This window comes from Streptomyces sp. NPDC026522 (genome assembly GCF_055567555.1).
This window is the reverse complement of record NZ_JBVHQF010000007.1, coordinates 65,578-87,595: the sequence shown is the minus strand read 5'-3', so window position 1 is coordinate 87,595 and position 22,018 is coordinate 65,578. Positions and strand designations below refer to the sequence as shown.

The window sequence follows — 22,018 nt, the reverse complement described above, 5'->3', positions numbered from 1 at the left end:
GTCCGGGCGCGCGCCGTAACCGGAAGACGGCGCGCGCTGTTGCACAGGCCGCGGGTCCCCCCACGGCGAAACGGAGTCCCATGCCCCAGCTGACCGATGACGCCGGGCAGGCCGGCACCTGGATGACGCCGGCCGAGTACGGGGCCTCGCGCGCCGCGCTCTGGACCGGAGCGGTCGTCCTCGTCACGGACCCCGACGGCCGGGTGCTGGTCCAGACGGTCGACTACCGGCCCGACCGGCTGCTGCCCGGCGGCGCCGTGGACGCGGGCGAGTCCCCGTCCGCCGCGGCCGCCCGCGAGATGCGCGAGGAGCTCGGGATCGACGGCCACTTCCCGCGCGGGCTCGCCGTCGACTGGATCCCCGCCTGCACCCCCGGGTTCCCGCCCGAGATGCGCTTCCCCGGGGAGATCCTGTACGTCTACGACGGCGGCACCTGGACCCCCGACCGGATCGACGCCGTCCGGCTCCCGGCCCAGGAGATCACCGGCATCGAGTTCGCGGAGCCCGCCGACCTGCCGGCCCTGATGGACGCCGGTGACGCCCGGCGGAGCCTGTCCGCCCTGCGCGCCCGGATCGCCGGCAACGGCCCCGTGCTGCTGGAGGACGGCCGGCCGGCCGCCGCCACCGCGCTCGACCGGCTCGGGGTGCTGCGGACCCGCCGCACCCCGGCGCACGGTGCCTGGCACCCCGGCCCGGTGCCCGCCGGGCTGCCCGTGCGGGACCGCTCCGGGTGGCTGTTCGCCCCGGACGGCCGGGTCCTGCTGCTGATCGCCCGCGCGACGGGGACCGCGCAGCTGCCGCCGCCGCACGCCGAACCCACCGCCGGGGCCGTCCCGCTCGGCTACCGGTACGCCGACCAGGGCGCCCACGCCCGTACCGCCGCCCGTCTCACGGCGGTGTCCGCGCACCGCGACCCCGCGTACGCGCGGCTGCTGGCCACCCCCGAGCAGGTCCGCGAGCTCAGCGACTGGGGCGCGGCCGGCCGGCACGAGCTGGCGGCCGTACACGCGGCCCGCGCGCAGCTCTCGCTCCCCGCCCCGCCCCGGATCCCGCCCACCGAGCTGCCCCGCGAGGGCGTCCGCTGGTGACGGCCCGGGTGCCGCCGCGTCCGCAATCCTGGTCACGCGGGACGCGGTCCCGCAGCATGGAGGCCATGAGCGACAGCGCGATCACCTACACCCTGTACATCCAGGCCGACCCCGACCGCGTCTGGCAGGCGCTGACCGAGCCCGCCCTCACGCGCCGCTACTGGGGGGTGAGCTTCGAGACCGACTGGGCGGTGGGCTCGCGGATGGACTGGGTCGAACGGGGAGCCCGCACCAGCGACCCGGCGCAGGTGGTGCTCGACTGCGTCCCGGGGCGCAGGCTCTCGTACAGCTGGCACACCTTCACGCCGCAGTGGGCCGCCGCGGTGGGCATCGGCGAGGAGCTGCGGGCCGAGCTGGCCGGCGAACGGCGCACGAAGGTCACGTACGAGATCGAGCCCGTCGGTGACACGCTCGCCCGGCTCACCGTCCGTCACGAGGGGTTCGAGCCCGGCGGTACCCTCATCGGCATGTGCTCGCGCGCCTGGCCGCTCCTCGCCTCCAGTCTCAAAACCCTGCTGGAGACCGGCGCCCCCCTCCCCGAACCCGGCCACGAGGCCGGACGGGGCCACGGCGGCCACGAGGCCTACGAGCGCTGACCCCGGCCCGTGCCGACGAGGCACCCGCGCACCCCGTCCCGTACCCCTGGGCGGCGGGTCGTCGCGGGGGTCGTGTGGAATGGGGGCATGGGGAGCAGTGAGCACGAGATGCGCGGGGCGGGGAGCGGACCGCAGGAGCCGTCCGAGCGGTGGCGCTACGCCCGCCACCTCGCGGCGCTCGCGGCCGCGTCCGGTGAGGCGGCCGAGGCCGAGGCGGTCGCCGTCGTCCTGCGCGACCCGGACCCGGTGATGGCCGAGAGCGCGGTCGTCACGCACCTGGACCGGCGGGCGGTGCGACTGCTCGCCGACCGGCGGTTCCGCGCCTGGGCCCGGGCCATGGAGACGGCGCTCGACGGGCGCCTCTTCGCGTCCCGGCGGCTGCGCGAGTGGACCCTGCTGAAGACCATCGGCGCGGGCGAGCCCTGGTCGGCGGCGGAACTCACGGAAGCCTCCGACTGGTGCCAGCGCACCGCCGCCCGGACGGTGTCCTCGGACGAGGCGCTCGGCGTGCTCGCCGCCTCCGCCCGCACCCACCGGGTCCGCGCCGACGCCGCCCGGCGGCTGCGCAGGCGTACCTCGGTCTGAGCGGCGACCGTCCGGGCAGCGGTGGGGCGGACCTCGCGCACCGTGACGAAAGGGACGGATCGCGGCGCCCGCGGAACGGATTGCGGACGCTCTCTCACCGAAGCCTCGTCACACGTGCGTTCGTAGGCATATGGTCGGCTTACCTGGCCGGGTATCAGCGTTGGACCATGCCATTCCGCTGGAGGATGACTCTCCGTGTCGCACCTTTCACAGGCTCCCGTCAGCACCCCGGAGGCCGCGCCCACCCCGCCCGCCCCCCGCGCGTTCAGCGAGGTCAAGGGCTGGTTCTCGGCTTACGATCAGGTGCTCTTCGACTGGTTCCTGACCCGTCAGAACAGCGACGCCGCCTCCTCGGGCGACCTCCTGGAACTCGGCGCGTTCATGGGGAAGAGCGCGATCTTCCTGGCCGGATACCTCCGTGACGGCGAGGAGTTCACCGTCTGCGACCTCTTCGACTCGCCCCCGCCGGACGACGAGAACCTGAGCGAGGTACGCGACTCGTACCCCACCCTCACCCGGCGCGGCTTCGAGACGAACTACCTCGCCTTCCACGAGGCGCTGCCCACCGTCATCCAGGCGCCGACCTCCGTGGTCGCCGACCGGGTGCGCGCCAAGAGCTGCCGCTTCATCCACATCGACGCCTCGCACCTCTACGAGCACGTCGTGCAGGACATCGCGTCCTCCCGGCTGGTCGCCACCCCGGACGCGGTGGTCGTCTTCGACGACTACCGCTCCGCCCACTGCCCCGGCGTCGCCGCCGCGGTGTGGGCCGCCGTCGTGACCGAGGGGCTGCGGGTGATCGCCGTCTCGGCGTCGAAGCTGTACGCCACCTGGGGCGACCCGGCGCCCCAGCAGGCGGCGCTGCTGAGCTGGCTGGAGGGCCGCAGCGACCTGTGGCACGGCGTCGACATCGTGGCCGGCCGGCCGCTGGTACGGATCGGCGACGAAGGCGTGGTCCCGATCGCGCCCCCGGAGCCGCTGCACCCGGCCGAAGAGGAGGCGGCGGCGCCCGCCGCCGCCCCGGCCCCCGCTGCTGTCCACCGGGCCCCGGCCCGCTGGCGCAAGCTGGCGAAGGACCTGCTCCCGCCGGTCGTCACCCGGGCGATCGTGGCCGCGCGGCGCCGCCGCCGCTGAGTGCGGCCACGCCGCGCGGGCGTCAGTTGCCCTTGCGCACCCGCGCCGCGCGGCGGGCCTCGGCGGCCTGCCTGGCCTCGATGGTCCTCCGGGATTCCTTGCCCTTGCCCGGGCGGCCGGGGCGGGTCCCGATGCCCCGGAAGCCGAGGTCCGATCCGCTGGGCCGGCCCTTGGCGTCCGTCGGCGCCGACCCGGACAGCGGGACGCCGGACGGGGCCTTGGCGCCGGTGATCCGGCTGAGCGCCGCCTCGCCGGAGCGGACCTGGGTGATGGTCGGCCGGATCTTGGCGTCGGCCATCAGCCGGACGATGTCGCGCCGCTGGTTCGGGGTGATGAGCGTGACGACCTTGCCGGATTCACCGGCCCGGGCCGTGCGGCCGCCGCGGTGCAGGTAGTCCTTGCTGTCGGCCGGGGGGTCCACGTTGACGACGAGGTCGAGGTCGTCGATGTGGATGCCGCGGGCCGCCACGTTCGTCGCGACCAGGACGTTGACCAGGCCGTCCTTGAACTGACCGAGGGTCCGGGTGCGCTGGGGCTGCGACTTCCCGCTGTGCAGGCCCTCCGCGCGGACGCCCATCGCCCGCAGGTGCTTCACGAACTGGTCGACGCCGTGCTTGGTGTCCAGGAACATCAGCACCCGGCCCTCACGCGCCGCGATCTCCGTCGCGGCCGAGATCTTGTCCGCCGCGTGGATGTGCAGCACGTGGTGGTCCATCGTCCCCACCGAGGCGGACTGCGGGTCCACCGAGTGCGACACCGGGTCCTTCAGGTAGCGGCGCACCAGCTGGTCCACGTTGCGGTCCAAGGTGGCGGAGAACAGCATCCGCTGACCCGCGTGGTGCACCTGGTCCAGGATCTCGGTGACCTGCGGCATGAACCCCAGGTCGCACATCTGGTCGGCCTCGTCGAGGACCGTGATCCGCACCCGCTCCAGGTGGACGTCGCGCCGCCCGACGAGGTCGCTCAGCCGTCCCGGGGTGGCCACGACGACCTCGACGCCGGTGCGCAGCTCGCCGGACTGCCGGCCGATCGACAGACCGCCGACGACCGTGGCCATCCGCAGTTTCAGCGCCTTCGCGTACGGGTCCAGCGCCTCGGTCACCTGCTGCGCCAGCTCCCGGGTCGGGACCAGGACGAGGGCGAGCGGGCGCTTCGGGTCCGCCTGCTGTCCCGCCGTACGGGCCAGCAGGGCCAGCCCGAAGGCGAGGGTCTTGCCGGAACCGGTCCGGCCGCGGCCGAGGATGTCGCGGCCGGCGAGGGAGTTGGGCAGCGTGGCGGCCTGGATCGGGAACGGCTCGCGCACCCCCTGATCGGCCATCGTCGTCACCAGCTCGACGGGCAGACCGAGCTCCGCGAACGACGCCACCGGCGCCAGCGCGGGCGAGACGGTCTTCGGCATGGCGAACTCGCCCTGCGGTCCCAGGGTCCGAGGGGCCTTGCCGGCGCCCTTGGCGCCCGGCTTGCCGCCTGCCTTGGCTCCGGCCTTGATGCCGAAACGCCCGTGAGCTGACGGGTTCTTCATGCAGAACCTTCCGTGAGGAGAGCGTGCGCGGCGCGGCAGCGGCCCGGGACGGCAACGAGCCGGGGCCCGTACCCCTCGGTACGGGCCCCGGCTCGTCGTACACGTCCGCACCGGGCGAGAGCGGCCCGCGCATCAAGTTTCCCGCCCATTTTACCAGTCGTGGGGCAGGGGCCCGGGCGGCCGCGGCAGGCCTGGTAAAGGCGGTGCTCACCCCTTCCACGGACAAGGCGGCCAGAAGTTCGAACGACCCCGGTTGGCCGCGCCTGGGGTGTGGCGCGCGGGGCGGTTGGGCACTATCGAGACGGCCGCGTATGTGGCCCGAGAGGCACGTCGAGAAGGATCAGTACCCATGGCAACTGGCATCGTGAAGTGGTTCAACGCGGAGAAGGGGTTCGGATTCATCCAGCAGGACGACGGCGGTCCTGATGTGTTCGTGCACTTCTCCGCGATCCAGACCACCGGCTTCAAGGAGCTGGCGGAGGGCGCGAAGGTCGAGTACGACGTGACCCAGGGCCCCAAGGGTCCGCAGGCGGAGCAGGTGGTCCCCCTTCACTGACCCCGCTGCACGAGCCGAGCCGTCCGTGGGCCCCGCCGGAAGGTGATTCCGGCGGGGCCCAGGCCGCTCAGGCGCGGCCCGCAGCGTGCAGGGCCAGCAGCAGCCGCCACAGCCGGTCCGCCAGCTCGGCCGCCGTGCCCGGGATGCGGGCGTGCAGCCAGTCCGCGAGGACGCCGGTGAAGGTGGCGGCGACGGCGGAGGCGACCAGGTCGGGGTACGGGGCACCGACGGCGGCCCGCTCGGCCCGGGCGCGGGCCCGCAGCTCCCGGGACAGCCGCTCGCCGAGCGGGCCGAGGCCGCCGGGCAGCAGCAGGGTGCGGTACAGCGGCCCGCGCGCCGCCGCGCCGGAGAGGAACCCGGCCAGCGCGGCCGGCGGCTCGGCCGGGGGGCGCGCCGCCGGGTCCGGCTGCCAGGCGTGCAGGGCGTCGACCGCCGCGTGCACGACCTCGGCGCACGCGTCCACGGCCAGCGCGGTGAGGTCCTCGTAATGCAGGTAGAACGTGGCGCGGCCGACCGCGGCCCGGCGCACCACGGCGGAGACGCTCACCTCGCCCAGCGGCCGCTGGGCGCACTCCGCGAGCAGGGCCTCCCGCAGCCTGGCCTTGGTGCGCGCCGTGCGCGGGTCCTCCCCGCTCACGCCGCGAGCAGCGCCGCGCCGAGGGCGAGGGCGCCGGGCAGTGCCTGTGCGACCAGGATCCGGCGGTTGGCGGTCGCCGCCCCGTACAGCCCGGCGACGATCACGCAGATCAGGAAGAACAGCTGGGTGGCGAGCGAGTCGATGACCAGCGACCAGACCAGCCCGGCGGCGAGGAAGCCGTTGTAGAGCCCCTGGTTGGCAGCCAGCGGCGCCGTCAGCTTCGCGGTGTCGGCGTCGAACCCGGACAGCGCGCGGCCCGGGGGCCGCTCCCACAGGAACATCTCCAGCACCAGGAAGTACGCGTGCAGCGCCGCGACGGCGCCGATCAGGACCTGAGCGAGCGTGTGCACGGCGACCCCCGGGAAGAGTGGACCAGATTTCCTGGACAACTGTACAGGAAGTCGGCGGACGGCCGGGGGCGATCGCGCGACTACGCTGACCGCATGACTGTGCTGTTGTACGAAGAATTCGGTACCGGAGCCCACCGCGAGAGCTCCCTGATCCGCCACGCGCTGGGCAGTTCCCACGACGAGGCGCTGATCGCAGGGCTCGCGGGCGGTATCGGCTTCATGTACTTCGTCTTCGAGTACCCGGACCGCCCGCCGGTCGCCACGATCGTCGCCCAGGCCCATCCCGAGCCGTGGGTGCAGGTCGCCCTCGGCCGGCTCCACGTGCCCTACGACGCCACGCGCAGCACCAAACCCCGCTGGGGCCGGGTCCGCGCCGCGCTCGACGGGGGGCAGCCCGTGTTCTGCGTCGTGGACCGCGCCTCGCTGCCCTGGCACGAAGCGGTCCCGCCCATGCCGGGCGCCGACGCCTACACCGTGGTCATCGCCGGGTACGAGGGCGACGACCTGTTCGTGGAGGACGGGGCCGCGGCGCCGTACCGGATCGACCGCGAGGAGTTCGGCGCGGCCTGGACCGCCCATCCCACGGGCCGCCACCAACTGGTCGTACCCATGGGGCCCGCCGAGGGGGAACCTGACGTCGAGGGGGCCGTCGCCGCCACCGTCACCCGCTTCACCGGGCCGGTGCTCGGCAACCGGTTCGACGTGAACTTCGGCTTCAGCGGCATGGACCGGCTCTCCGCGGACCTGCGCGACACCGCCACCGCCGCGGGCTGGGAGCAGCGGTTCGGCGCCACACCGGAGACCTTCCGGGCGGCCACCCGGCGGCTGTCCGCCTCCCTGGAGGAGGAGTGGACGGCGCCCGGCGCCACCCGGCCGCTGTACGCCGACTTCCTCGACCTCGCCGGCCGTCCCGAGGCGGCCGGGCTGTTCCGGGAATCGGGCCGGCACTGGTCGGAACTCGCCGCCCTGGCCCGTGCGGCCGGGCCCGGAGCCGGCGCGGAGCAGCGCCGCGCGCTGTTCGACGCGTGCGCCGCACTCGTCGACCGCTGCGCCGAGCTCGAACGCGAGGCGGTCGCGGCCCTCGCCAAGTAGTCGGGACCGGTGCCGGGCCCGGCGGAGTGGTACCGGGACTGGCACCGGGGCTGCGGAGAACCGCCGCTGCGCAGGACCGCGCGGGACCGCCGCCCGGGGGGGATGCCCTCCGGGCGGCGGCCTGGCGCGGTCCCGTCAGACGTCCTCCACGGAAATGGCGGCGACCGGGCAGGCCCGCGCCGCCTCGCGCACCAGCGGGCTGCCGTTGCCGTCCTCCCGGCCCGGCAGCAGTTCGCTGAAGCCGTCGTCGTCCTGGGTGAACACGTCGGGCGCGGTCAGCGCGCACTGGCCGGCGCCGATGCAGACGCCTTGGTCGATGGAGATCCGCATACCGCTCACCATGCCACGGGGAGTTCGATCATGCCCTGGATGGTGTCACCGGGCTTGAACGGGATCAGGTCCGGTTCGGCCGCCAGCCGCAGCCCGGGGAGCCGGGCGAAGAGCGAGCCGAGCGCGATCTCCATCTCGGCGCGGGCCAGGTTCTGGCCCAGGCACTGGTGGATGCCGAAACCGAACGCCAGGTGATGACGGGTCGGGCGGTGCCAGTCCAGGGCGTCGGGATCCGGGAAGACCGACTCGTCGCGGTTGATGACGGAAGTGGAGAACACCACCCCGTCCTCGGCGCCGATCGTCACGCCGCCGATCTCGATCTCCTCCGTCGCCACCCTCAGCATGCCGTCGGCGATCGACAGGAACCGCATCAGTTCCTCCACGGCCTCCGACATCAGCGACGGGTCCGCGCGCAATTCGGCCAGCTGCTCCGGGTGGCGCAGCAGGGTGAAGGTGCCGAGCGAGATCATGTTCGCGGTGGTCTCGTGCCCCGCGATGAGCAGGATCACCGCCAGGGCGACCAGTTCCTCCACATCGGTCTGACCGGTCTCCAGACGCTGCGCGATGAGCTCGTCCAGCAGCCCGTCGCCCGGCTCCGTGCGTTTGCGCGCGATCAGCTCCCCCAGATAGGCGTCGAGGCTGCGCCGGGCCTCCTCCACATCGGACAGTTCGGGTCCGCGCAGCAGCCGCCTCGACTGCGCCTCGAAGAACTCGTGGTCCGCGTAGGGGACCCCCAGCAGGGAGCAGATCACCATGGACGGCACGGGCAGGGCGAAGGCGCCGACCAGCTCCGCGGGTGAACCCTGGGCGGTCATCTCGTCGAGCAGCCGGTCCACGGTCCGCTGGATCTGCGGCCGCAGGGCGGCGACGCGCTTGACGGAGAAACTCGGGATCAACATGCGGCGCTGGGCGTTGTGTTCGGGGTCGTCGACGCCGAGCAGGGCGGTCCGGCGGGTCGTCAGCCCCTTGAAGCGCTTGGTGGTGGCGGGAAACGCGGCGTGCTGGCGGTCGGAGGAGAGCCGGCCGTCGGAGAGCAGGGCGCGGGCCTCGGAGTGCCCGGTGACCACCCAGACCGAGCGGCCGTCGAAGAGGGTGACGCGGGAGAGCGGCCGGGTTTCCCGCAGGGGCGCGTAGGCCGCCGGGGGGTGGTAGGGACAGGTTCGGTCCTGGGGAAAGGCAACGGTTTCTGACATGCAGCACCTCGCGAGCGATGGTCCGTCTTGCCGGCTCCATTACATGCCCGAGGCACCTATCTCACCTATGCCACTTTCGGCCATACCGGGCGCAAGTCGCCCGAAGGGCCCAGTGGCCCCCGGGCGGGGTCAGAGGTGGGCTTCGAGGAAGGCCCGGAACTCCTCGCGGGTCATCGGGCCGGCGTGGGACGCCACCGCCTCGCCGTCCTTGACGAGGACCGCGGTGGGTGCGCCCGTCACGCCGTAGCGCCTGGTCGGACCGGGGCAGCGGGTGATGTCGGTCCGTACGGCGGTCAGCCGCGTCCCGTACTCCTGCGCCAGCTCGCCGACCAGGACGTCCATGGCCCGGCAGGCCTCCACGGCCTTGGGCCAGGTGCCGGTGAAATAGGCGAGAACCGGCCCCGGGGACATTCCCAGGATGAAATCGAACTCCTGGTCCTCCAGCGGCTGGTGTACCCGACGTGCCATGTGTGCTGCTCCTTGAGTGTCTCGGCGCGGCCCGGTTCGTCCAGGGATGTCCGGGGCGATCGGACTCGGCCGGCCGGTGTGCGGGTGGCCGGTGGCCTGGCCGGGCGGCGTGGTGGGCCGTGCCCCCATCATCCCCGTGGTGGGGCCTCCCGTTGTCAGTGGCGGCTGGCAGCCTGGACGCATGGACGACAGGATGCTGCGGCGCCGGGTCTACGGCGCCGACCACGACGACCCCGACCCGGGCCCGCGCCCCGGCCACGTCTACGGCGAGCTCGTGGGCGGGCCGCTCGACGGCCTCCTGCTCGACGTCACCGGCTGGAGCGGGCGGCAACTGGCCGAAGAGGCCCGCCTCCCCACGGAGATAGGCCGCTACGGGGCGGGCGGCCGCGCCCACTACCGCCGCCGCGCGGACGACCCGCGGCGCTGGGACTGGTCGGGCGACAGCCGCTGACGCGCGGCGGCGGGGCAGTGCGGGGGCAGTGCGGCGCGGCGCGGCGAGCCCCCGGTCCGCCGACGGGTGACCGGGGGCTCTGTGCGGCACTTCCGCCGCGGGGGCGGGATCGGATGCGGCGGAGGTCAGCCGGCGGTGGCGCTCCGGCTGACCTTGCGCGCCCACAGCACCAGCGGCACCTGGAGCGGCAGCCGGGCCAGCGTGGCGGCCCGCGCGGCGGTGGCGCCGCGGCGGGCGTCGACCGCCATCTTCACGTTGGCCGGGAAGACGCCGACGAAGAACGCCGCCGCGGCCAGTGCCGCCACCCGACGGGTCCGCGGATGGGCGACCCCGGCGGCGAGGGCGAGCTCCGCCGCGCCGCTCGCGTACGTCCACTGCCGCGGGGTGCCGGGCAGGGAGCGCGGGACGATCGCGTCGAACTGCTCCGGCGCGACCGCGTGCGCCACTGCGGCGGTTGCCAGCAGGCCGGCCAGCAGCAGGGGTGAGGAAGGAGTGCGCGGCATGAGGACCCTCTCGGAAGCCGGGGACGGGCGGACGGCGGGACGGGCCCCGTGATCCTACTCACCGGTAGGGCCGGGCGCTCATGACGAAGCACTCGGGGACCTCGGAAAAAAATCCGAAGAACTTTCCGGGAGCTGTCGATCCGGGCGCCTCCCGTTCGACACAGGAGTGAAAGGCGGGACATCCCGCACGCACCGACCGGTCCGACCGCTGACCGGCCCGCACACGCCTACAGAGGAGTCACCATGCCGCGCTTCCTTTCCCTGATCCGCATCGACGAGCAGAGCCTCCCCGCCGACGCCCCCTTCCCGGCCGACTTCGAGCAGCGGATGGGCGCACTGCTGGAGGAGATCACCAAGGCCGGGGTGATGCTGGACACCGCCGGACTGCTCCCCACCTCCGAGGGCACCCGCGTGACCTGGTCCGGCGGCAAGCTGAGCTACACCGACGGCCCCTTCACCGAGACCAAGGAGGTCGTCGGCGGCTACGCCATCCTCCAGGCCAAGGACAAGGCCGAGGCGCTGGAGTGGACCAAGCGGTTCCTGGAGGTCCACCCGGAGCACTGGACGGTGGGCGCCGAACTCCGGCAGATCGCGGAGGGCTGAGCCACTCCGGGGGCCGGGCCCTGTTTGCCCCGCACCGTCACGGCTGCTCTGATGGGTGGCCGTGACGGCAGTGAGCCCGGCCCAGGCGGTCGAAACGGTGTTCAGGATCGAAGCCCCCCGGATCATCGCCGGCGTGGCCCGGATCGTGCGGGACGTCGGCATCGCCGAGGAACTCGCCCAGGACGCCCTGGTCGCCGCTCTCGAACAGTGGCCCCGGTCCGGGATCCCGGACAACCCGGGCGGCTGGCTCATGGCCACCGCCCGGCACCGGGCGGTCGACCTCGTCCGGCGCAAGGAGACCTACGCGCGCAAGCTCGCGGAGGTCGGCCGCACCCTGGAGGACGTACCGCCCCCGCCCGAGCCGCCGGCCCCGGACGACATCGACGACGACCTGCTGCGCCTGGTCTTCACCGCCTGCCACCCCGTCCTGTCCGCCGAGGCCCGGATCGCGCTCACCCTGCGCCTGGTCGGCGGCCTGACCACGCAGGAGATCGCCCGGGCCTTCCTCACCTCCGAAGCCACCGTCGCCCAGCGCGTCGTCCGCGCCAAGCGGGCGCTGGCCAAGGCCGGAGTGCCCTTCGAGGTCCCGTACGGAGCTGACCGCGAACAGCGGCTCGACTCCGTCCTGGAAGTGATCTACCTCGTCTTCAACGAGGGCTACTCGGCCACCGCCGGGGACGACCTCGTCCGCCCCGCCCTGTGCGAGGACGCCCTCCGGCTGGCCCGCGTGCTGGCCGCGCTGATGCCCGGCGAACCCGAGGTCCACGGCCTGGCGGCGCTGCTGGAGTTCCAGGCCTCCCGGATCGCGGCCCGCACCGGCCCCGACGGCGAGCCGGTCCTGCTGGCCGACCAGAACCGGGTCAAGTGGAACCGCATGCTCATCCGGCGCGGTTTCGAGGCCGTAGGCCGCGCCGGCACCGGCCCCTACTCCCTCCAGGCGGCCATCGCCGGCTGCCACGCCCGGGCCGTCCGCTACGAGGACACCGACTGGCGGACGATCGCCGCACTCTACGGACGCCTCGTCCAGCTCGTCCCCTCGCCGGTGGTCGAGCTGAACCGGGCGGTCGCCGTCTCCATGGCCGAAGGCCCCGAGGCGGCCCTGCCGCTGGTCGACGCCCTCGCCGCGGAACCCGCGCTGCGCGCCTACCACCTGCTGCCGAGCGTACGGGGAGACCTGCTGGAGCGGCTCGGCCGACGGGCGGAAGCCCGCGCCGAGTTCGAACGGGCCGCCTCCCTCACCCGCAACGCGCGCGAGCGGGAGCTGCTGCTGAACCGGGCGCACTCCCGCGGCGCGCCCTGACGGGCGGCGGAATCAGACCCGGACGTGCGCGTCCAGCGGCCGCCGGGGCGCGGCCAGCGCGATCGGCCGCCGGAAACCGCCGGAGCGGGCGATGTCCCGTACCGTCTCGCGCAGCGTCTCCTGGAAGGCGCCCATGGTGCGGCGCGCGGCCGGGGTGTCGACGTAGATCGAGTTCATGTGCAGTCCGTCCGCGTCGCGCTGGTACCAGGAACAGGCCCCGTTCGCGCGCGCCGACCACACGTGCGAGGCGGGCCGCCAGTCCTCGTACCGCTCGGCTCCCCGGCACTTGCGCATGTCGATGTACGAGAAGAAGTTCACCGGGTAGGGCCAGGAGCGGGCCGCGAACTCCTCGGGCGCCAGCAGCTCCCACGCCCGCACGAACGGCACGTCGATGTGGCGGAGCAGTTCCCCGAACCCCGCCCGGATCCCGGCCATCACCTCGGCGAAGTCCCGCCCGGGCGAGGCGTCGAACTCGATGGGCATGGTGTTCACGAACCAGCCGACCGAATCGGACCAACCCTTCCGGCCGCGCTCGCTGACCGGCATGAAACCCCGGTAGACGCCCGGCCCGCCCGCCTCCCGCAGGGACAGCGCGACGGCGGCAAGCACCCCCATGAACGGCTTGCCGTCGACGGCCAGACAGGACTTGTCGAAGACCTCCGCCTCACCGGCGTCCAGCAGCGGCGAGGCCTCGTTGACGATGGGGTACATGCGGTCCGGCTCCACCCCGAGGTCCAGCGGGAACCTGGGGAAGAACTCGCCGTTGCGCGCGATGAACGACTTCCAGTAGCCGAGCCGTTCGTCGTCCGCGTCGATGGAGAGGTAGCGGCGCCGCTGCTCCTCGGCGAAGTCCAGGTAGCTGGGAGCGGTGGCCGGCAGGGCGGGGCGCTCGCCCCGGCACAGGGCCTCGTAGGCGGTCGACACCTCGTTCACCACGATGGGCATCGACATGCCGTCGCAGACGATGTGGTCGAAGGCGAGGTAGACGGTGGCGGACTCCTCGCGCAGCACCGCCCCCATCGTGAACAGGGGCCAGGACAGCGTGTCGATGCTCCGCCGGAACCGTTCCACGAGGAAGGCGCGCAGCAGCTCGGTGGTCGCGAAGTCGCCCACCGGTACGGCGTCCAGGGCGAGTTCGGCCGCGGCGAGCGGCTCGCACGCCAGCTCCCCGGCCAGGCGGCGGAACTCGCACCGCAGTACCTCGTGCCGCCGGACGAAACCCAGCAGGGCCTGGGCGAGGGCCCGTTCGTCGAGCGGACCGCGCACCTCGAACGTCACCGCGAGCCAGGACGCCACCGGGTCGTCGGCCCCACGGCTCTCCTCGGCCACCGTGAAGTGCTTGTCCTGGTTGAAGGACGCCCTCCGGCCCGCCGGGCCGCCGGGGCCGGTGGCCCGGGCGGCCGTGGACCGCACCCGCCACTCGACCACCCGGCCGGGCGCCAAGGTGTGCATCTCCAGAGGAAACTGCCGCATTCCGTCATCCCTTCGCCCCCCGAGTCAACCCCGTGCGCCTAACGACACCCGGCCCGTGGAAGTGACGCCGCCCTGAACGCGGCGCGCGGGGGGACGGGGTCCGTCGTACCCGGGCGGTGATGACCGACAGTGGTCGGCGTGGATGCTTTTGACGAGGTCGAGCAGGTCATCGACGCCCTGTACGTGCCGCCGCCCGCCGGGTTCACGGCGGCCCGGGACGCGGCCGCGGCCAGGCTGAAGGCGGCCGGGGACAAGGCCGGCGCGAAACGGGTCGCGGGGCTGCGGCGGCCGACGCTGGCCGCTTGGGCGTCGAACACGCTGGTACGGGCTGAGCCGGCCGAGGCGGAGCAGTTCCTCCAGCTCGGCCAGGCGCTGCGGGGGGCGCACCGGGACCTGGACGGGGAGCAACTGCGGCACCTCTCGCACGAGCAGCACGTGGTGATCGGGGCGCTCGCGCGGGAGGCCGGGCGGCTGGCCGAGGAGGCGGGGACGCCGGTGTCGGAGGCGGTGGAGCGGGAAGTGGAGCAGATCCTGCGCGCCGTCCTCGCCGACCCGGCAGCGGCCGAGGACTGGGCGTCCGGGCGGCTCGCGAAGGTCCCGGCGGTGGTGACGGAGTTCCCGGCGGCGGCCCCGGACGCGGTGGCGCGGGCGGCCGCGGCGGCCGGGCCGGCCCCCGCCGAGGCGCTGCGGGAGGAGGAACTGCGCTCGGCCGAAGCGGAACGGGAGCGGGCGCTCGGGCGGGCCGCCGCCGCGGACGCGGAGGCGGAGCGGCTGGAACGGGACGCCGCCCGGGCCCGGGCGGCGCGCGACCGGGCCCACGCGGACCTCGCCGAAGCCGAGCGCCGTGCCGCCGCTGCCCGAACCACCCCGCCGCCGGGTCGCCGCCGAGGCCGAGCCACCCCGCCCGACCCGCACTGAGCGCCCTCCGCGCCCCGGGGTGAGCCGGCTGCGCACGCCCGCCGCGCGGCCCTCCGGGGGTGCCCGGACGCCGCGCACCGGCCGACTGCTATGCCACGGGCCGCGGAGGACCGCACGACGCGCGCTGCCTCGCCCGAGCCGGGGTGGACGGCTGCGTACGCCCGCCGAGTGGTCTGCGAGTGCGCCCGGGTGGCCGGTACGGCCGGCTGCCGTGCGCGTTCCGGGACACGGGCCGCGGAAGGCGGCACTACGCGCGCTGGCGACCGGGCCGCCTCCCCTGACCCGGGGAAGGGCTGCGTACGCCCGCCGGGTGGTCTGCGAGTGCGCCTGGGCGGCCGGCACGGCCGGTTCCGGACACGGGCCGCGACCCCGGTCCGCCGCACTATCCGGGCCGCCCGGCAGGACCGGCCACCGCGTCGTCCGACCCGGGGTGAGCAGGGTGCGTACGTCCGCCGCGCGGTCTGCGGGGGCCCGGTGGCGCGCGCGGCCGCGGGACCCGGCCCGGCTACGTACGCGGCGCGGACCGGCGTACGGACCGGCGGTGGCCGATCGGTGTCCGCCGGACCGGTCGGAACCCCGCACGGCGCTGACCGGGCCCGCGCACGGCGGTCGGGGTCAGCCCTCGCCCGTACGGCGTTCCAGCGGGGTCGTTACCGCCGAGTTGTTCACGCTGAAGGTGACGCTGCCCGCCCGGTAGCGGTCGTCGGACCACTCGATCGGACGCCCGGTCCGGGTGGCCGAGACGTGTCGCTGGCGCAGCAGCGGACTGCCGCGCCGAAGCTCCAGCAGCCGCGCGTCCTCGCTGCCCGCCGCGAGCGCGTCGATGAGGTGCTCGCCGTACTGGGCGATCACGCCGGAGTCCCGGGCCAGGCCGTCCATCACCGAACGGCAGTCCTCGGGCATCGCCTCGACCGCCGCCGCCACCCAGTGCGGGTAGGCGGTCCGCTCCACCATCACCGGCTCCCCGTCGAGCCGGCGCAGCCGCAGCACGGCGAGGACCTCCGCACCGGGGGCAACGGCCAGCCGCTCCGCCTCCTCGGCCGTGGCAGGCCGGCGGACCCGGGACAGGAAGCGGCTCGACACCTCGTGGCCCACTCCCTCCGCCCACTGCGCGAAGCTGTTCAGCTCGCTGAAACTGTGCTTGCGCTCCTGCCGCAGCACGATCCGCCGCGCGCCCTGCCGCGATCCGACCAGGCCCTCCGCCGCGAGCGTGGCCACCGCCTGACGGACCGTCCCGCGCGACGCCGACCAGCGGGCGGCCAGGTCGCTCTCCGACGGCAGCTGGGCCCCGACCGGGTACTCGCCGCCCAGGATGGCGGCGCGCAGTGCCTCGGCGATCTCCAGATATCTGATGCTGCCCACGCGACTGCCACGCCCCCTCGACGAACCGACCGGTATGCCACTCATGATCATTGAACCCTGTTCTGTCACGCCTTGTTTCGGTCAATCTCCGTCTTCCTCAAGCCGTGCTCCCGATGACAGGTGCCGTTCACCGTCCGTACAGCGGACCCGGGCGAACTGGAGTCAACTTGTTCAGACAAGTAAACCCCCCTGTCAGGTTCTTTCTCTGGGAGAGACCGTGCTCAGTTCCTCCGCCCGTCGCGGTGCGGCCGTCCTGCTCGGCGCCGCCGTCCTCACCACGCTCAGCGCGTGTGGTGCCGCCCCCGACCAGCAGTCCGCAGGTGCCGCCGGCGACAAGGGGAAGGTCCAGCCGGGCGCGGCCGCCTCGGTCGCCGACTTCGGCGGCATGGAGGGCCTCGTCGCCGCCGCCGAGAAGGAGGGCCAGCTCAATGTGATCGCGCTGCCCGCCGACTGGGCGAACTACGGCGAGATGCTCAAGGCCTTCCAGGCCAAGTACCCGAAGATCAAGGTCAGCAGCGAGAACCCGGACGCCTCCAGCGCCGACGAGATCGCCGCCGTCAAGTCCCGCAAGGGCCAGAAGCGCGCCCCCGACGTGCTGGACCTGGGCATCGCCTTCGCCCGCAGCGGCGCGACCGAGAACCTCTTCGCCCCGTACAAGGTCACCGCCTGGGACAAGATCGCCGAATCCCAGAAGGACGCCGACGGCCGCTGGTACAACGACTACGGCGGCTACGTCTCGATCGGCTGCGACGCCGCCAAGATCCCCGTCTGCCCGCAGACCTTCGCCGACCTGCTCAAGCCCGAGTACAAGGGCAAGGTCGCCCTCAACGGCAACCCGACCAAGTCCGGCTCGGCCTTCGGCGGCGTCTACGCGGCCGCCCTCGCCAACAAGGGCTCGTTCGGCGACATCCAGCCGGGCATCGACTTCTTCGGTCAGCTGCGCAAGAGCGGCAACTTCATCCCGGTCGAGTCCACCCCGGCCACCGTCGAGAAGGGCGAGACGCCCATCTCCATCGACTGGGACTACCTGAACGCCGGCTACGCCGAGCAGTTCAAGGGCAAGGGCGTCGACTGGAAGGTCGCCGTGCCCACCGACGGCGTCTACGCCCAGTACTACTCCCAGGCCATCAACAAGGAGGCCCCTAACCCGGCGGCCGCCCGCCTGTGGATGGAGTTCCTCTACAGCGCCCAGGGCCAGAACCTGTGGCTCAAGGGTCACGCCCGCCCGGTGCTCCTGCCGGCCATGACCCAGGACGGCACCGCCGACAAGGACGCCGTCACCAAGCTCCCGCAGGTCCAGGGGACCCCGAACTTCCCCGCCTCCGCCGAACTCGACAAGGCCAAGGCCACGCTCGCCGAGAAGTGGGACAAGGCCCTCTCCTGATGTCTGCTCCCACCCCTACCCGAGCGATGGGGACCGCCGGCGGCAACCGCCGCCGGCGGCGCGGCCCGCGCACCTGGCTCGCCGCCCTCCCGCTCCTCGCCTTCACCGGGCTCTGCTTCGGCATCCCGCTCGGCGCCATCGCCTTCGGCGCCGTCACCGGCACCGACGCCACGACCGGCGCCACCCGGCTGACCGGCGAGCACCTGGCCCGCTCCCTCCAGGGCCCCTACCTGGCCTCCCTGGTCGGCAGCGTCCAGCTCTCCGCCCTCACCGCACTGACCGGCGGCGTGCTCGGTGTCCTGATCGCCCAGGCCGTGGTGACCTCCCGGTCCGCCGCCCTGCGCAGCGCCACCCTGACCGCCTCGGGAGTGCTCGCCAACTTCGGCGGCGTCCCGCTCGCGTTCGCCTTCATCGCCACCGTCGGCATCTCCGGGGTCGTCACCCAGCTCGCCGACCTCACGGGCCTCGGCTGGAGCCTGTACTCCTTCACCGGCCTGACCGTGGTCTACCTGTACTTCCTGACGCCGCTGATGGTGCTCGTCATCGCGCCGGCGCTGGACGGGCTGCGCCCGCAGTGGCGCGAAGCCGCCCAGAACAACGGGGCCAGCGGATGGCAGTTCTGGCGCCACGTCGGCCTGCCGGTGCTCACGCCCTCGCTGCTCGGCGGGTTCGTGCTGCTCTTCGGCACCGCCTTCGCCGCGCACGCCACGGCCGCCGCGCTCGTCGGCGGATCCGTACCACTGGTCACCTTGAAGATCGCCGACGCCCTGTCGGGCAACGTCCTCACCGGCCAGGAGAACGTCGCGCTCGCTCTCGGCCTCGACATGATCCTGATCGCCGGCCTGGTCATGGCGGTCTACCTGCCCCTCCAGCGACGGAGCGCCCGATGGCTGCGATGACCCCGACCGTGCCGGAGACGGACGTACCCGAGGCCGCCCCGGCGCCCCGGGCCGCCGCCCCCCGCACCGCCCGCCGCCCGCGCCCCCGCGTCTGGCGCGGGGCCGTCCTCGCGCTCGCGGCCGCGTACTTCCTCGTCCCGCTCGTCGCCTCCTTCGTCTTCACCGTGCACGTGCCCGGCCGGGGCATCAGCTTCGAGGCGTACACCGAGCTGCTCGCCGCCGACGGCTTCACCGAGAGCCTGCTGCTCTCCCTGGGCCTCGCCGCCGCCACCATCGTGCTCTCGCTGCTGCTGGCCGTGCCCGCGCTGGTCGCCGTACGGATCGGCTCGCCGAGGCTGCGCCCGGTCGTGGAGGTGATGTGCATGCTGCCGCTGGTGGTGCCGCCCATCGCCCTGGTCACCGGCATCACCACCGTGCTGCGCTGGGGGCCCGAGCACCTCTCGCGGACCCCGCTCTACCAGACCTTCATCGCCGTCCAGGACGAGCGGTTCCCCGTCGTCCTGGTCCTCGCGTACACGGTGCTGGCGCTGCCCTTCGTCTACCGCTCCCTCGACGCGGGGCTGCGCGCCATCGACGTACCCACCCTGGTGGAGGCCGCCCGCAGCTGCGGCGCGAGCTGGCCGTACGTCGTCCTGCGCGTCCTGCTGCCGAACCTGCGGGGCTCGCTCGCCGGAGCCGCGTTCCTCACCCTGGCGCTGGTGCTGGGCGAGTTCACCATCGCCTCGCTGCTGGGCTACCGCCCCTTCGCGGTGTGGATCGTCTCCATCTCCGGCGCCCAGGCCCGGATGTCGGTGGCCGTCTCCATCCTCAGCCTCCTGATCACCTGGCTGCTGCTGCTCGTCCTCTCGCGTGCCGGAACCAGCCCCTCCGCGGCGGCTTCCGCACCCGTCACCACCTCCCGCAAGGAGTCCTGACCCTCATGTCCACCACCCTTCCCGCGGCCCGGAAGCCGGCGGGCACGACGGCCGGAGGCGCCCCCGCGGGCGCGCGCCTCGAATTCCGCGGCCTGCGCCGGACGTTCGGCTCCACCGTCGCCCTCGACGGGCTGGACCTGACGATCGAGCCCGGCGAACTCATCGCCCTGCTCGGCCCGTCCGGCTGCGGCAAGACCACAGCCCTGCGCGTCGTCGCCGGCTTCGAGCAGCCCGACGCGGGCGAGGTCCTGGTCGACGGCCAGGACATCACCGCGGTACCGGCCAACCGCCGTGACGCCGGGATGGTCTTCCAGTCGTACAGCCTCTTCCCCAACCTCAGCGCTCGCGACAACGTCGCCTTCGGCCTGCGCGTCCGCAAGGTCGGCGCGGCCCAGCGGCACGAGCGGGCCGCCGAACTCCTCGACCTCGTCGGCCTGCCCGACCACGGCGACCGCTACCCGCACCAGATGTCGGGGGGCCAGCAGCAGCGCGTCGCGCTCGCCCGCGCCCTGGCGCTGCGGCCGCGGGTGCTGCTGCTCGACGAGCCGCTGTCCGCCCTGGACGCCAAGGTACGGTCGAACCTGCGCGAGGAGATCCGCCGCCTCCAGCTGTCGCTCGGCATCACCACCGTGTTCGTCACGCACGACCAGGAGGAGGCCCTGTCGATGGCCGACCGGGTCGCCGTGCTGAACGCCGGGAAGCTGGAGCAGTGCGCCGCCCCCGCCGAGCTCTACGAGCGGCCCGCGACCGCGTTCGTCGCCGAGTTCGTCGGCACCATGAACCGGCTCCCGGGCCGGCTGGCGGGCTCCGGGACGGTGGAAGTGCTGGGCGCGCGGCTGCCCGTGGACGGTTCCGTACCCGCGGGACCGGACGTGGAAGTCCTGGTGCGGCCCGAGAGCGTGACCGCGACCGCCGACCCGGACGGCACGGCCACGGTCGTCTCCGCCTCCTTCTTCGGCGCCGTCACCCGGCTCCACCTCGACCTGCCGGGGGGCAAGCCGGTCAAGGTGGACCTGCCCTCGCGCACGGCGGGAGACCTGGTGCCCGGGGCCCGGGCGACCGTCGGCCTGGCCGAGCGGCCCGTGCTCGTCGTGGCGAGCGCCGGATGAGCGAGCTCGCCGCCGTCCTGTTCGACATGGACGGCACCCTCGTCGACACCGAGGTGCTGTGGTGGCGGACCGCCGAGGAGGTCGCCGGCGGCCTCGGTCACCGGCTCGGTGACGCCGACGCGCCGGAGGTCGTCGGCCGGGCGGTCGAGGACACCGCCGCGCACCTCGTACGGGTCGCCGGGGCGGGCGACCCCGCGGCGGTGGGCGCCGCGCTCACCGCCGGGTTCCTGAGCCGGGTACGGGCCGGGGCGCCGCTGCGGCCGGGGGCGCGCCGGCTGCTGACCGCCCTGGAGGCCGGGGGAGTTCCCTTCGCGCTGGTCAGCGCCTCTCCCCGGCTGGTGGTGGACGCGGTGCTCGACGGCCCGCTGGCGGGCGTGCCCTTCGCCCTCACCGTCTCGGCCGACGACACCGCGCGGACGAAGCCGCACCCGGAGCCGTACCGGGCGGCCGCCGAGCGGCTCGGCGTCGCCCCGGGCGACTGCGTCGCCGTGGAGGACTCCCCGGACGGCGCGGCCTCGGGGGAGGCTGCCGGGTGCGCGGTCCTGGTGGTGCCGTCACTGCTGCCGGTGCCGCGGTCCCCGGCGCGCACCTTCGCGGGCACCCTGGAGGACGTCACCGTGGACGCCTTGCGGGAGTGCCTGGTCCGCGGCCTCCCGGGCTGACCGGACCACGCCCCGCGGCGCGGACCGCAGCACCCCGACCGCCCCGGCGGCCGGCCGCGCCCCGGCGAGCTGGCGCTGACCGGCGCCGCTCGCCGAGGCGCCGCTGGCCGCGCTGCGCTTGGACACGGCCGTCATCGGCTGCTGCGGGCAGGACCCGGCGGACGGTCTCACCGCCTACGAGCTGGCCGACGCGGCGGTCAAGCGCGCCGCGCTCGCCTCCTCCCGCCGGGTGATCGCGGTCGCCGGAGCCGCCAAACCCGGCCGTACCGCCCTCGCCTTCGGCACCGGTGCCGCCGCCCTGCACACGGTGGTGACCGACGACGGGGCCCCGCCGAGGCCGTTGCGGCCCTGACCCGGGAAGGGGTCACCGTACGGGCCGTGCGAGCCGTCAGGCGCTGAGGTCGAGGATCTCCACCACGCCCTTCGCGTACGCGCCGGTCACCGAGCCGGGTCCGGTCGCGGCCTCCCGGCGCAGCGCGGGCAGCGCCGTACGGATGAACGCGGCGCACTGTCCGTACAGCCCGGCCTCGTGGGAGCCGCCGTCGTCCGCCGTGCCCAGCAGGGCGAGCAGCGTCCAGAGCAGGGCCTCGCGGGTGGTCTCCCGGGGCGGACCCGCCGCCCACACGGCCATCAGCACCCCGCAGGCGGCGGGCGCCGGCGGCTGGAGCCTGGTGTCGGTGAACACGTGACCCGCGAGGGCGTGGAAGGCGGCCGGGTGCCCCTCGGCCGCGTCCCACAGCATGTCCTGAAGATGACCGGCGGAACGCCCGCACCCGCACAGGATGGACTCCCAGTCGTGCCGCGCGATCTCGGCCTCCACCGCCTCCGGCACCAGCGGGCTGCGCAGCGGCTTGTCCGTCCGTCTCATGGCGCAATTATGAGATCCCGC

25 protein-coding genes and 1 pseudogene are annotated in these 22,018 nt (G+C 74.1%); 16 read left to right on the top strand and 10 right to left on the bottom strand.

Annotated features, from left to right (window positions below; genetic code table 11):
- Nucleotides 1-80: 80 nt before the first annotated feature.
- The 4 genes from ACZ4M3_RS19410 to ACZ4M3_RS19395 all read left to right on the top strand — a co-directional run bounded on the left by ACZ4M3_RS19410 (nt 81) and on the right by ACZ4M3_RS19395 (nt 3,403).
- Nucleotides 81-1,088 carry an NUDIX domain-containing protein gene (locus tag ACZ4M3_RS19410; RefSeq protein ID WP_467734178.1) on the top strand — a complete coding sequence of 336 codons (1,008 nt, stop codon included), beginning with the start codon at nt 81-83 and terminating at the stop codon, nt 1,086-1,088.
- A 65-nt stretch (nt 1,089-1,153) separates the two neighbouring features.
- On the top strand, nt 1,154-1,684 hold the full coding sequence (locus ACZ4M3_RS19405) for an SRPBCC family protein (RefSeq protein WP_467734176.1): 531 nt from the start codon (nt 1,154-1,156) through the stop codon (nt 1,682-1,684).
- Between the two features lie 87 nt (nt 1,685-1,771).
- Nucleotides 1,772-2,269, top strand: coding sequence for a hypothetical protein (locus ACZ4M3_RS19400; RefSeq protein ID WP_467734174.1), 498 nt, complete (start codon nt 1,772-1,774; stop codon nt 2,267-2,269).
- 195 nt (nt 2,270-2,464) lie between these two features.
- A complete protein-coding gene (locus ACZ4M3_RS19395) occupies nt 2,465-3,403 on the top strand; it encodes a class I SAM-dependent methyltransferase (protein WP_467734172.1) in 939 nt (312 codons plus the stop codon).
- Between the two features lie 22 nt (nt 3,404-3,425).
- Here the strand turns inward: ACZ4M3_RS19395 and ACZ4M3_RS19390 are convergent, their stop codons facing one another.
- Nucleotides 3,426-4,925 carry a DEAD/DEAH box helicase gene (locus tag ACZ4M3_RS19390; protein WP_467734170.1) on the bottom strand — a complete coding sequence of 500 codons (1,500 nt, stop codon included), beginning with the start codon at nt 4,923-4,925 and terminating at the stop codon, nt 3,426-3,428.
- 349 nt (nt 4,926-5,274) lie between these two features.
- Between ACZ4M3_RS19390 and ACZ4M3_RS19385 the strand changes: the two genes are divergently transcribed.
- Nucleotides 5,275-5,481: a cold-shock protein gene (locus ACZ4M3_RS19385; protein WP_453356204.1), complete on the top strand. Its 207-nt coding sequence runs from the start codon at nt 5,275-5,277 to the stop codon at nt 5,479-5,481.
- A gap of 67 nt (nt 5,482-5,548) precedes the next feature.
- Here ACZ4M3_RS19385 and ACZ4M3_RS19380 read toward each other — a convergent pair whose 3' ends face one another.
- Together ACZ4M3_RS19380 and ACZ4M3_RS19375 are read right to left on the bottom strand one after the other, a co-directional pair.
- Nucleotides 5,549-6,118 carry a TetR/AcrR family transcriptional regulator gene (locus ACZ4M3_RS19380; protein WP_467734167.1) on the bottom strand — a complete coding sequence of 190 codons (570 nt, stop codon included), beginning with the start codon at nt 6,116-6,118 and terminating at the stop codon, nt 5,549-5,551.
- On the bottom strand, nt 6,115-6,468 hold the full coding sequence (locus ACZ4M3_RS19375; RefSeq protein WP_467734165.1) for a DUF1304 domain-containing protein: 354 nt from the start codon (nt 6,466-6,468) through the stop codon (nt 6,115-6,117). The genes ACZ4M3_RS19380 and ACZ4M3_RS19375 overlap by 4 nt, the downstream gene beginning before the upstream one ends.
- 93 nt (nt 6,469-6,561) lie before the next feature.
- Here ACZ4M3_RS19375 and ACZ4M3_RS19370 point away from each other — a divergent pair, with 93 nt between their 5' ends.
- Nucleotides 6,562-7,560, top strand: a complete 999-nt coding sequence (locus ACZ4M3_RS19370; RefSeq protein WP_467734163.1) for a BtrH N-terminal domain-containing protein — start codon at nt 6,562-6,564, stop codon at nt 7,558-7,560.
- Between the two features lie 135 nt (nt 7,561-7,695).
- Here the strand turns inward: ACZ4M3_RS19370 and ACZ4M3_RS19365 are convergent, their stop codons facing one another.
- The 3 genes from ACZ4M3_RS19365 to ACZ4M3_RS19355 form a co-directional block, all read right to left on the bottom strand.
- Nucleotides 7,696-7,890: a ferredoxin gene (locus ACZ4M3_RS19365; RefSeq protein ID WP_467734161.1), complete on the bottom strand. Its 195-nt coding sequence runs from the start codon at nt 7,888-7,890 to the stop codon at nt 7,696-7,698.
- Between the two features lie 5 nt (nt 7,891-7,895).
- Nucleotides 7,896-9,083, bottom strand: coding sequence for a cytochrome P450 (locus ACZ4M3_RS19360; protein WP_467734159.1), 1,188 nt, complete (start codon nt 9,081-9,083; stop codon nt 7,896-7,898).
- A 129-nt stretch (nt 9,084-9,212) separates the two neighbouring features.
- Complete coding sequence (locus ACZ4M3_RS19355) at nt 9,213-9,551, bottom strand: thioredoxin family protein (protein ID WP_467734157.1); 339 nt, start codon at nt 9,549-9,551, stop codon at nt 9,213-9,215.
- A 181-nt stretch (nt 9,552-9,732) separates the two neighbouring features.
- Here ACZ4M3_RS19355 and ACZ4M3_RS19350 point away from each other — a divergent pair, with 181 nt between their 5' ends.
- Nucleotides 9,733-10,002, top strand: a complete 270-nt coding sequence (locus ACZ4M3_RS19350) for a hypothetical protein (protein ID WP_467734155.1) — start codon at nt 9,733-9,735, stop codon at nt 10,000-10,002.
- A gap of 125 nt (nt 10,003-10,127) precedes the next feature.
- Here the strand turns inward: ACZ4M3_RS19350 and ACZ4M3_RS19345 are convergent, their stop codons facing one another.
- Nucleotides 10,128-10,505 (bottom strand): DoxX family protein, encoded by a 378-nt coding sequence (locus tag ACZ4M3_RS19345; RefSeq protein ID WP_467734154.1) that lies wholly within the window; start codon nt 10,503-10,505, stop codon nt 10,128-10,130.
- Between the two features lie 243 nt (nt 10,506-10,748).
- On the opposite strand from ACZ4M3_RS19345, the gene ACZ4M3_RS19340 reads away from it, so the two are divergent.
- Together ACZ4M3_RS19340 and ACZ4M3_RS19335 are read left to right on the top strand one after the other, a co-directional pair.
- On the top strand, nt 10,749-11,108 hold the full coding sequence (locus ACZ4M3_RS19340; RefSeq protein WP_467734152.1) for a YciI family protein: 360 nt from the start codon (nt 10,749-10,751) through the stop codon (nt 11,106-11,108).
- Nucleotides 11,109-11,178: 70 nt separating this feature from the next.
- Complete coding sequence (locus ACZ4M3_RS19335; protein ID WP_467734742.1) at nt 11,179-12,408, top strand: RNA polymerase sigma factor; 1,230 nt, start codon at nt 11,179-11,181, stop codon at nt 12,406-12,408.
- A 12-nt stretch (nt 12,409-12,420) separates the two neighbouring features.
- Here ACZ4M3_RS19335 and ACZ4M3_RS19330 read toward each other — a convergent pair whose 3' ends face one another.
- On the bottom strand, nt 12,421-13,881 hold the full coding sequence (locus ACZ4M3_RS19330; protein ID WP_467734150.1) for a condensation domain-containing protein: 1,461 nt from the start codon (nt 13,879-13,881) through the stop codon (nt 12,421-12,423).
- A 138-nt stretch (nt 13,882-14,019) separates the two neighbouring features.
- On the opposite strand from ACZ4M3_RS19330, the gene ACZ4M3_RS19325 reads away from it, so the two are divergent.
- Entirely contained in the window at nt 14,020-14,799 is a 780-nt protein-coding gene (locus ACZ4M3_RS19325) for a hypothetical protein (protein WP_467734148.1), read from the top strand.
- A 615-nt stretch (nt 14,800-15,414) separates the two neighbouring features.
- Here the strand turns inward: ACZ4M3_RS19325 and ACZ4M3_RS19320 are convergent.
- Entirely contained in the window at nt 15,415-16,161 is a 747-nt protein-coding gene (locus tag ACZ4M3_RS19320; RefSeq protein WP_467734146.1) for a GntR family transcriptional regulator, read from the bottom strand.
- Between the two features lie 217 nt (nt 16,162-16,378).
- Between ACZ4M3_RS19320 and ACZ4M3_RS19315 the strand changes: the two genes are divergently transcribed.
- From ACZ4M3_RS19315 to ACZ4M3_RS19290, 6 genes and pseudogenes are all read left to right on the top strand, one after another.
- Nucleotides 16,379-17,545 (top strand): ABC transporter substrate-binding protein, encoded by a 1,167-nt coding sequence (locus ACZ4M3_RS19315; protein ID WP_467734144.1) that lies wholly within the window; start codon nt 16,379-16,381, stop codon nt 17,543-17,545.
- Complete coding sequence (locus ACZ4M3_RS19310; RefSeq protein WP_467734142.1) at nt 17,545-18,444, top strand: ABC transporter permease; 900 nt, start codon at nt 17,545-17,547, stop codon at nt 18,442-18,444. Before ACZ4M3_RS19315 ends, ACZ4M3_RS19310 begins: the two co-directional genes overlap by 1 nt.
- Nucleotides 18,432-19,358: an ABC transporter permease gene (locus tag ACZ4M3_RS19305; RefSeq protein WP_467734140.1), complete on the top strand. Its 927-nt coding sequence runs from the start codon at nt 18,432-18,434 to the stop codon at nt 19,356-19,358. Before ACZ4M3_RS19310 ends, ACZ4M3_RS19305 begins: the two co-directional genes overlap by 13 nt.
- Before the next feature lie 5 nt (nt 19,359-19,363).
- Nucleotides 19,364-20,467, top strand: coding sequence for an ABC transporter ATP-binding protein (locus ACZ4M3_RS19300; RefSeq protein WP_467734138.1), 1,104 nt, complete (start codon nt 19,364-19,366; stop codon nt 20,465-20,467).
- Nucleotides 20,464-21,129, top strand: coding sequence for an HAD family hydrolase (locus tag ACZ4M3_RS19295; RefSeq protein WP_467734136.1), 666 nt, complete (start codon nt 20,464-20,466; stop codon nt 21,127-21,129). Before ACZ4M3_RS19300 ends, ACZ4M3_RS19295 begins: the two co-directional genes overlap by 4 nt.
- A 45-nt stretch (nt 21,130-21,174) precedes the next feature.
- A pseudogene (locus ACZ4M3_RS19290) lies at nt 21,175-21,528 on the top strand (DeoR/GlpR family DNA-binding transcription regulator); the annotation flags it as partial.
- Here the strand turns inward: ACZ4M3_RS19290 and ACZ4M3_RS19285 are convergent.
- Nucleotides 21,518-21,997 (bottom strand): hypothetical protein, encoded by a 480-nt coding sequence (locus tag ACZ4M3_RS19285; protein ID WP_467734134.1) that lies wholly within the window; start codon nt 21,995-21,997, stop codon nt 21,518-21,520. The pseudogene ACZ4M3_RS19290 and the gene ACZ4M3_RS19285 sit on opposite strands and share 11 nt — an antisense overlap.
- Nucleotides 21,998-22,018: the final 21 nt, after the last annotated feature.

Coding starts and splice junctions, on each gene's coding strand:
- ACZ4M3_RS19410 (WP_467734178.1), top strand. CDS start 81: ATGCCCCAGCTGACCGATGACGCCGGGCAGGCCGGCACCTGGATGACG.
- ACZ4M3_RS19405 (WP_467734176.1), top strand. CDS start 1,154: ATGAGCGACAGCGCGATCACCTACACCCTGTACATCCAGGCCGACCCC.
- ACZ4M3_RS19400 (WP_467734174.1), top strand. CDS start 1,772: ATGGGGAGCAGTGAGCACGAGATGCGCGGGGCGGGGAGCGGACCGCAG.
- ACZ4M3_RS19390 (WP_467734170.1), bottom strand. CDS start 4,925: ATGAAGAACCCGTCAGCTCACGGGCGTTTCGGCATCAAGGCCGGAGCC.
- ACZ4M3_RS19385 (WP_453356204.1), top strand. CDS start 5,275: ATGGCAACTGGCATCGTGAAGTGGTTCAACGCGGAGAAGGGGTTCGGA.
- ACZ4M3_RS19370 (WP_467734163.1), top strand. CDS start 6,562: ATGACTGTGCTGTTGTACGAAGAATTCGGTACCGGAGCCCACCGCGAG.
- ACZ4M3_RS19365 (WP_467734161.1), bottom strand. CDS start 7,890: ATGCGGATCTCCATCGACCAAGGCGTCTGCATCGGCGCCGGCCAGTGC.
- ACZ4M3_RS19360 (WP_467734159.1), bottom strand. CDS start 9,083: ATGTCAGAAACCGTTGCCTTTCCCCAGGACCGAACCTGTCCCTACCAC.
- ACZ4M3_RS19355 (WP_467734157.1), bottom strand. CDS start 9,551: ATGGCACGTCGGGTACACCAGCCGCTGGAGGACCAGGAGTTCGATTTC.
- ACZ4M3_RS19350 (WP_467734155.1), top strand. CDS start 9,733: ATGGACGACAGGATGCTGCGGCGCCGGGTCTACGGCGCCGACCACGAC.
- ACZ4M3_RS19345 (WP_467734154.1), bottom strand. CDS start 10,505: ATGCCGCGCACTCCTTCCTCACCCCTGCTGCTGGCCGGCCTGCTGGCA.
- ACZ4M3_RS19340 (WP_467734152.1), top strand. CDS start 10,749: ATGCCGCGCTTCCTTTCCCTGATCCGCATCGACGAGCAGAGCCTCCCC.
- ACZ4M3_RS19330 (WP_467734150.1), bottom strand. CDS start 13,881: ATGCGGCAGTTTCCTCTGGAGATGCACACCTTGGCGCCCGGCCGGGTG.
- ACZ4M3_RS19310 (WP_467734142.1), top strand. CDS start 17,545: ATGTCTGCTCCCACCCCTACCCGAGCGATGGGGACCGCCGGCGGCAAC.
- ACZ4M3_RS19305 (WP_467734140.1), top strand. CDS start 18,432: ATGGCTGCGATGACCCCGACCGTGCCGGAGACGGACGTACCCGAGGCC.
- ACZ4M3_RS19300 (WP_467734138.1), top strand. CDS start 19,364: ATGTCCACCACCCTTCCCGCGGCCCGGAAGCCGGCGGGCACGACGGCC.
- ACZ4M3_RS19295 (WP_467734136.1), top strand. CDS start 20,464: ATGAGCGAGCTCGCCGCCGTCCTGTTCGACATGGACGGCACCCTCGTC.
- ACZ4M3_RS19285 (WP_467734134.1), bottom strand. CDS start 21,997: ATGAGACGGACGGACAAGCCGCTGCGCAGCCCGCTGGTGCCGGAGGCG.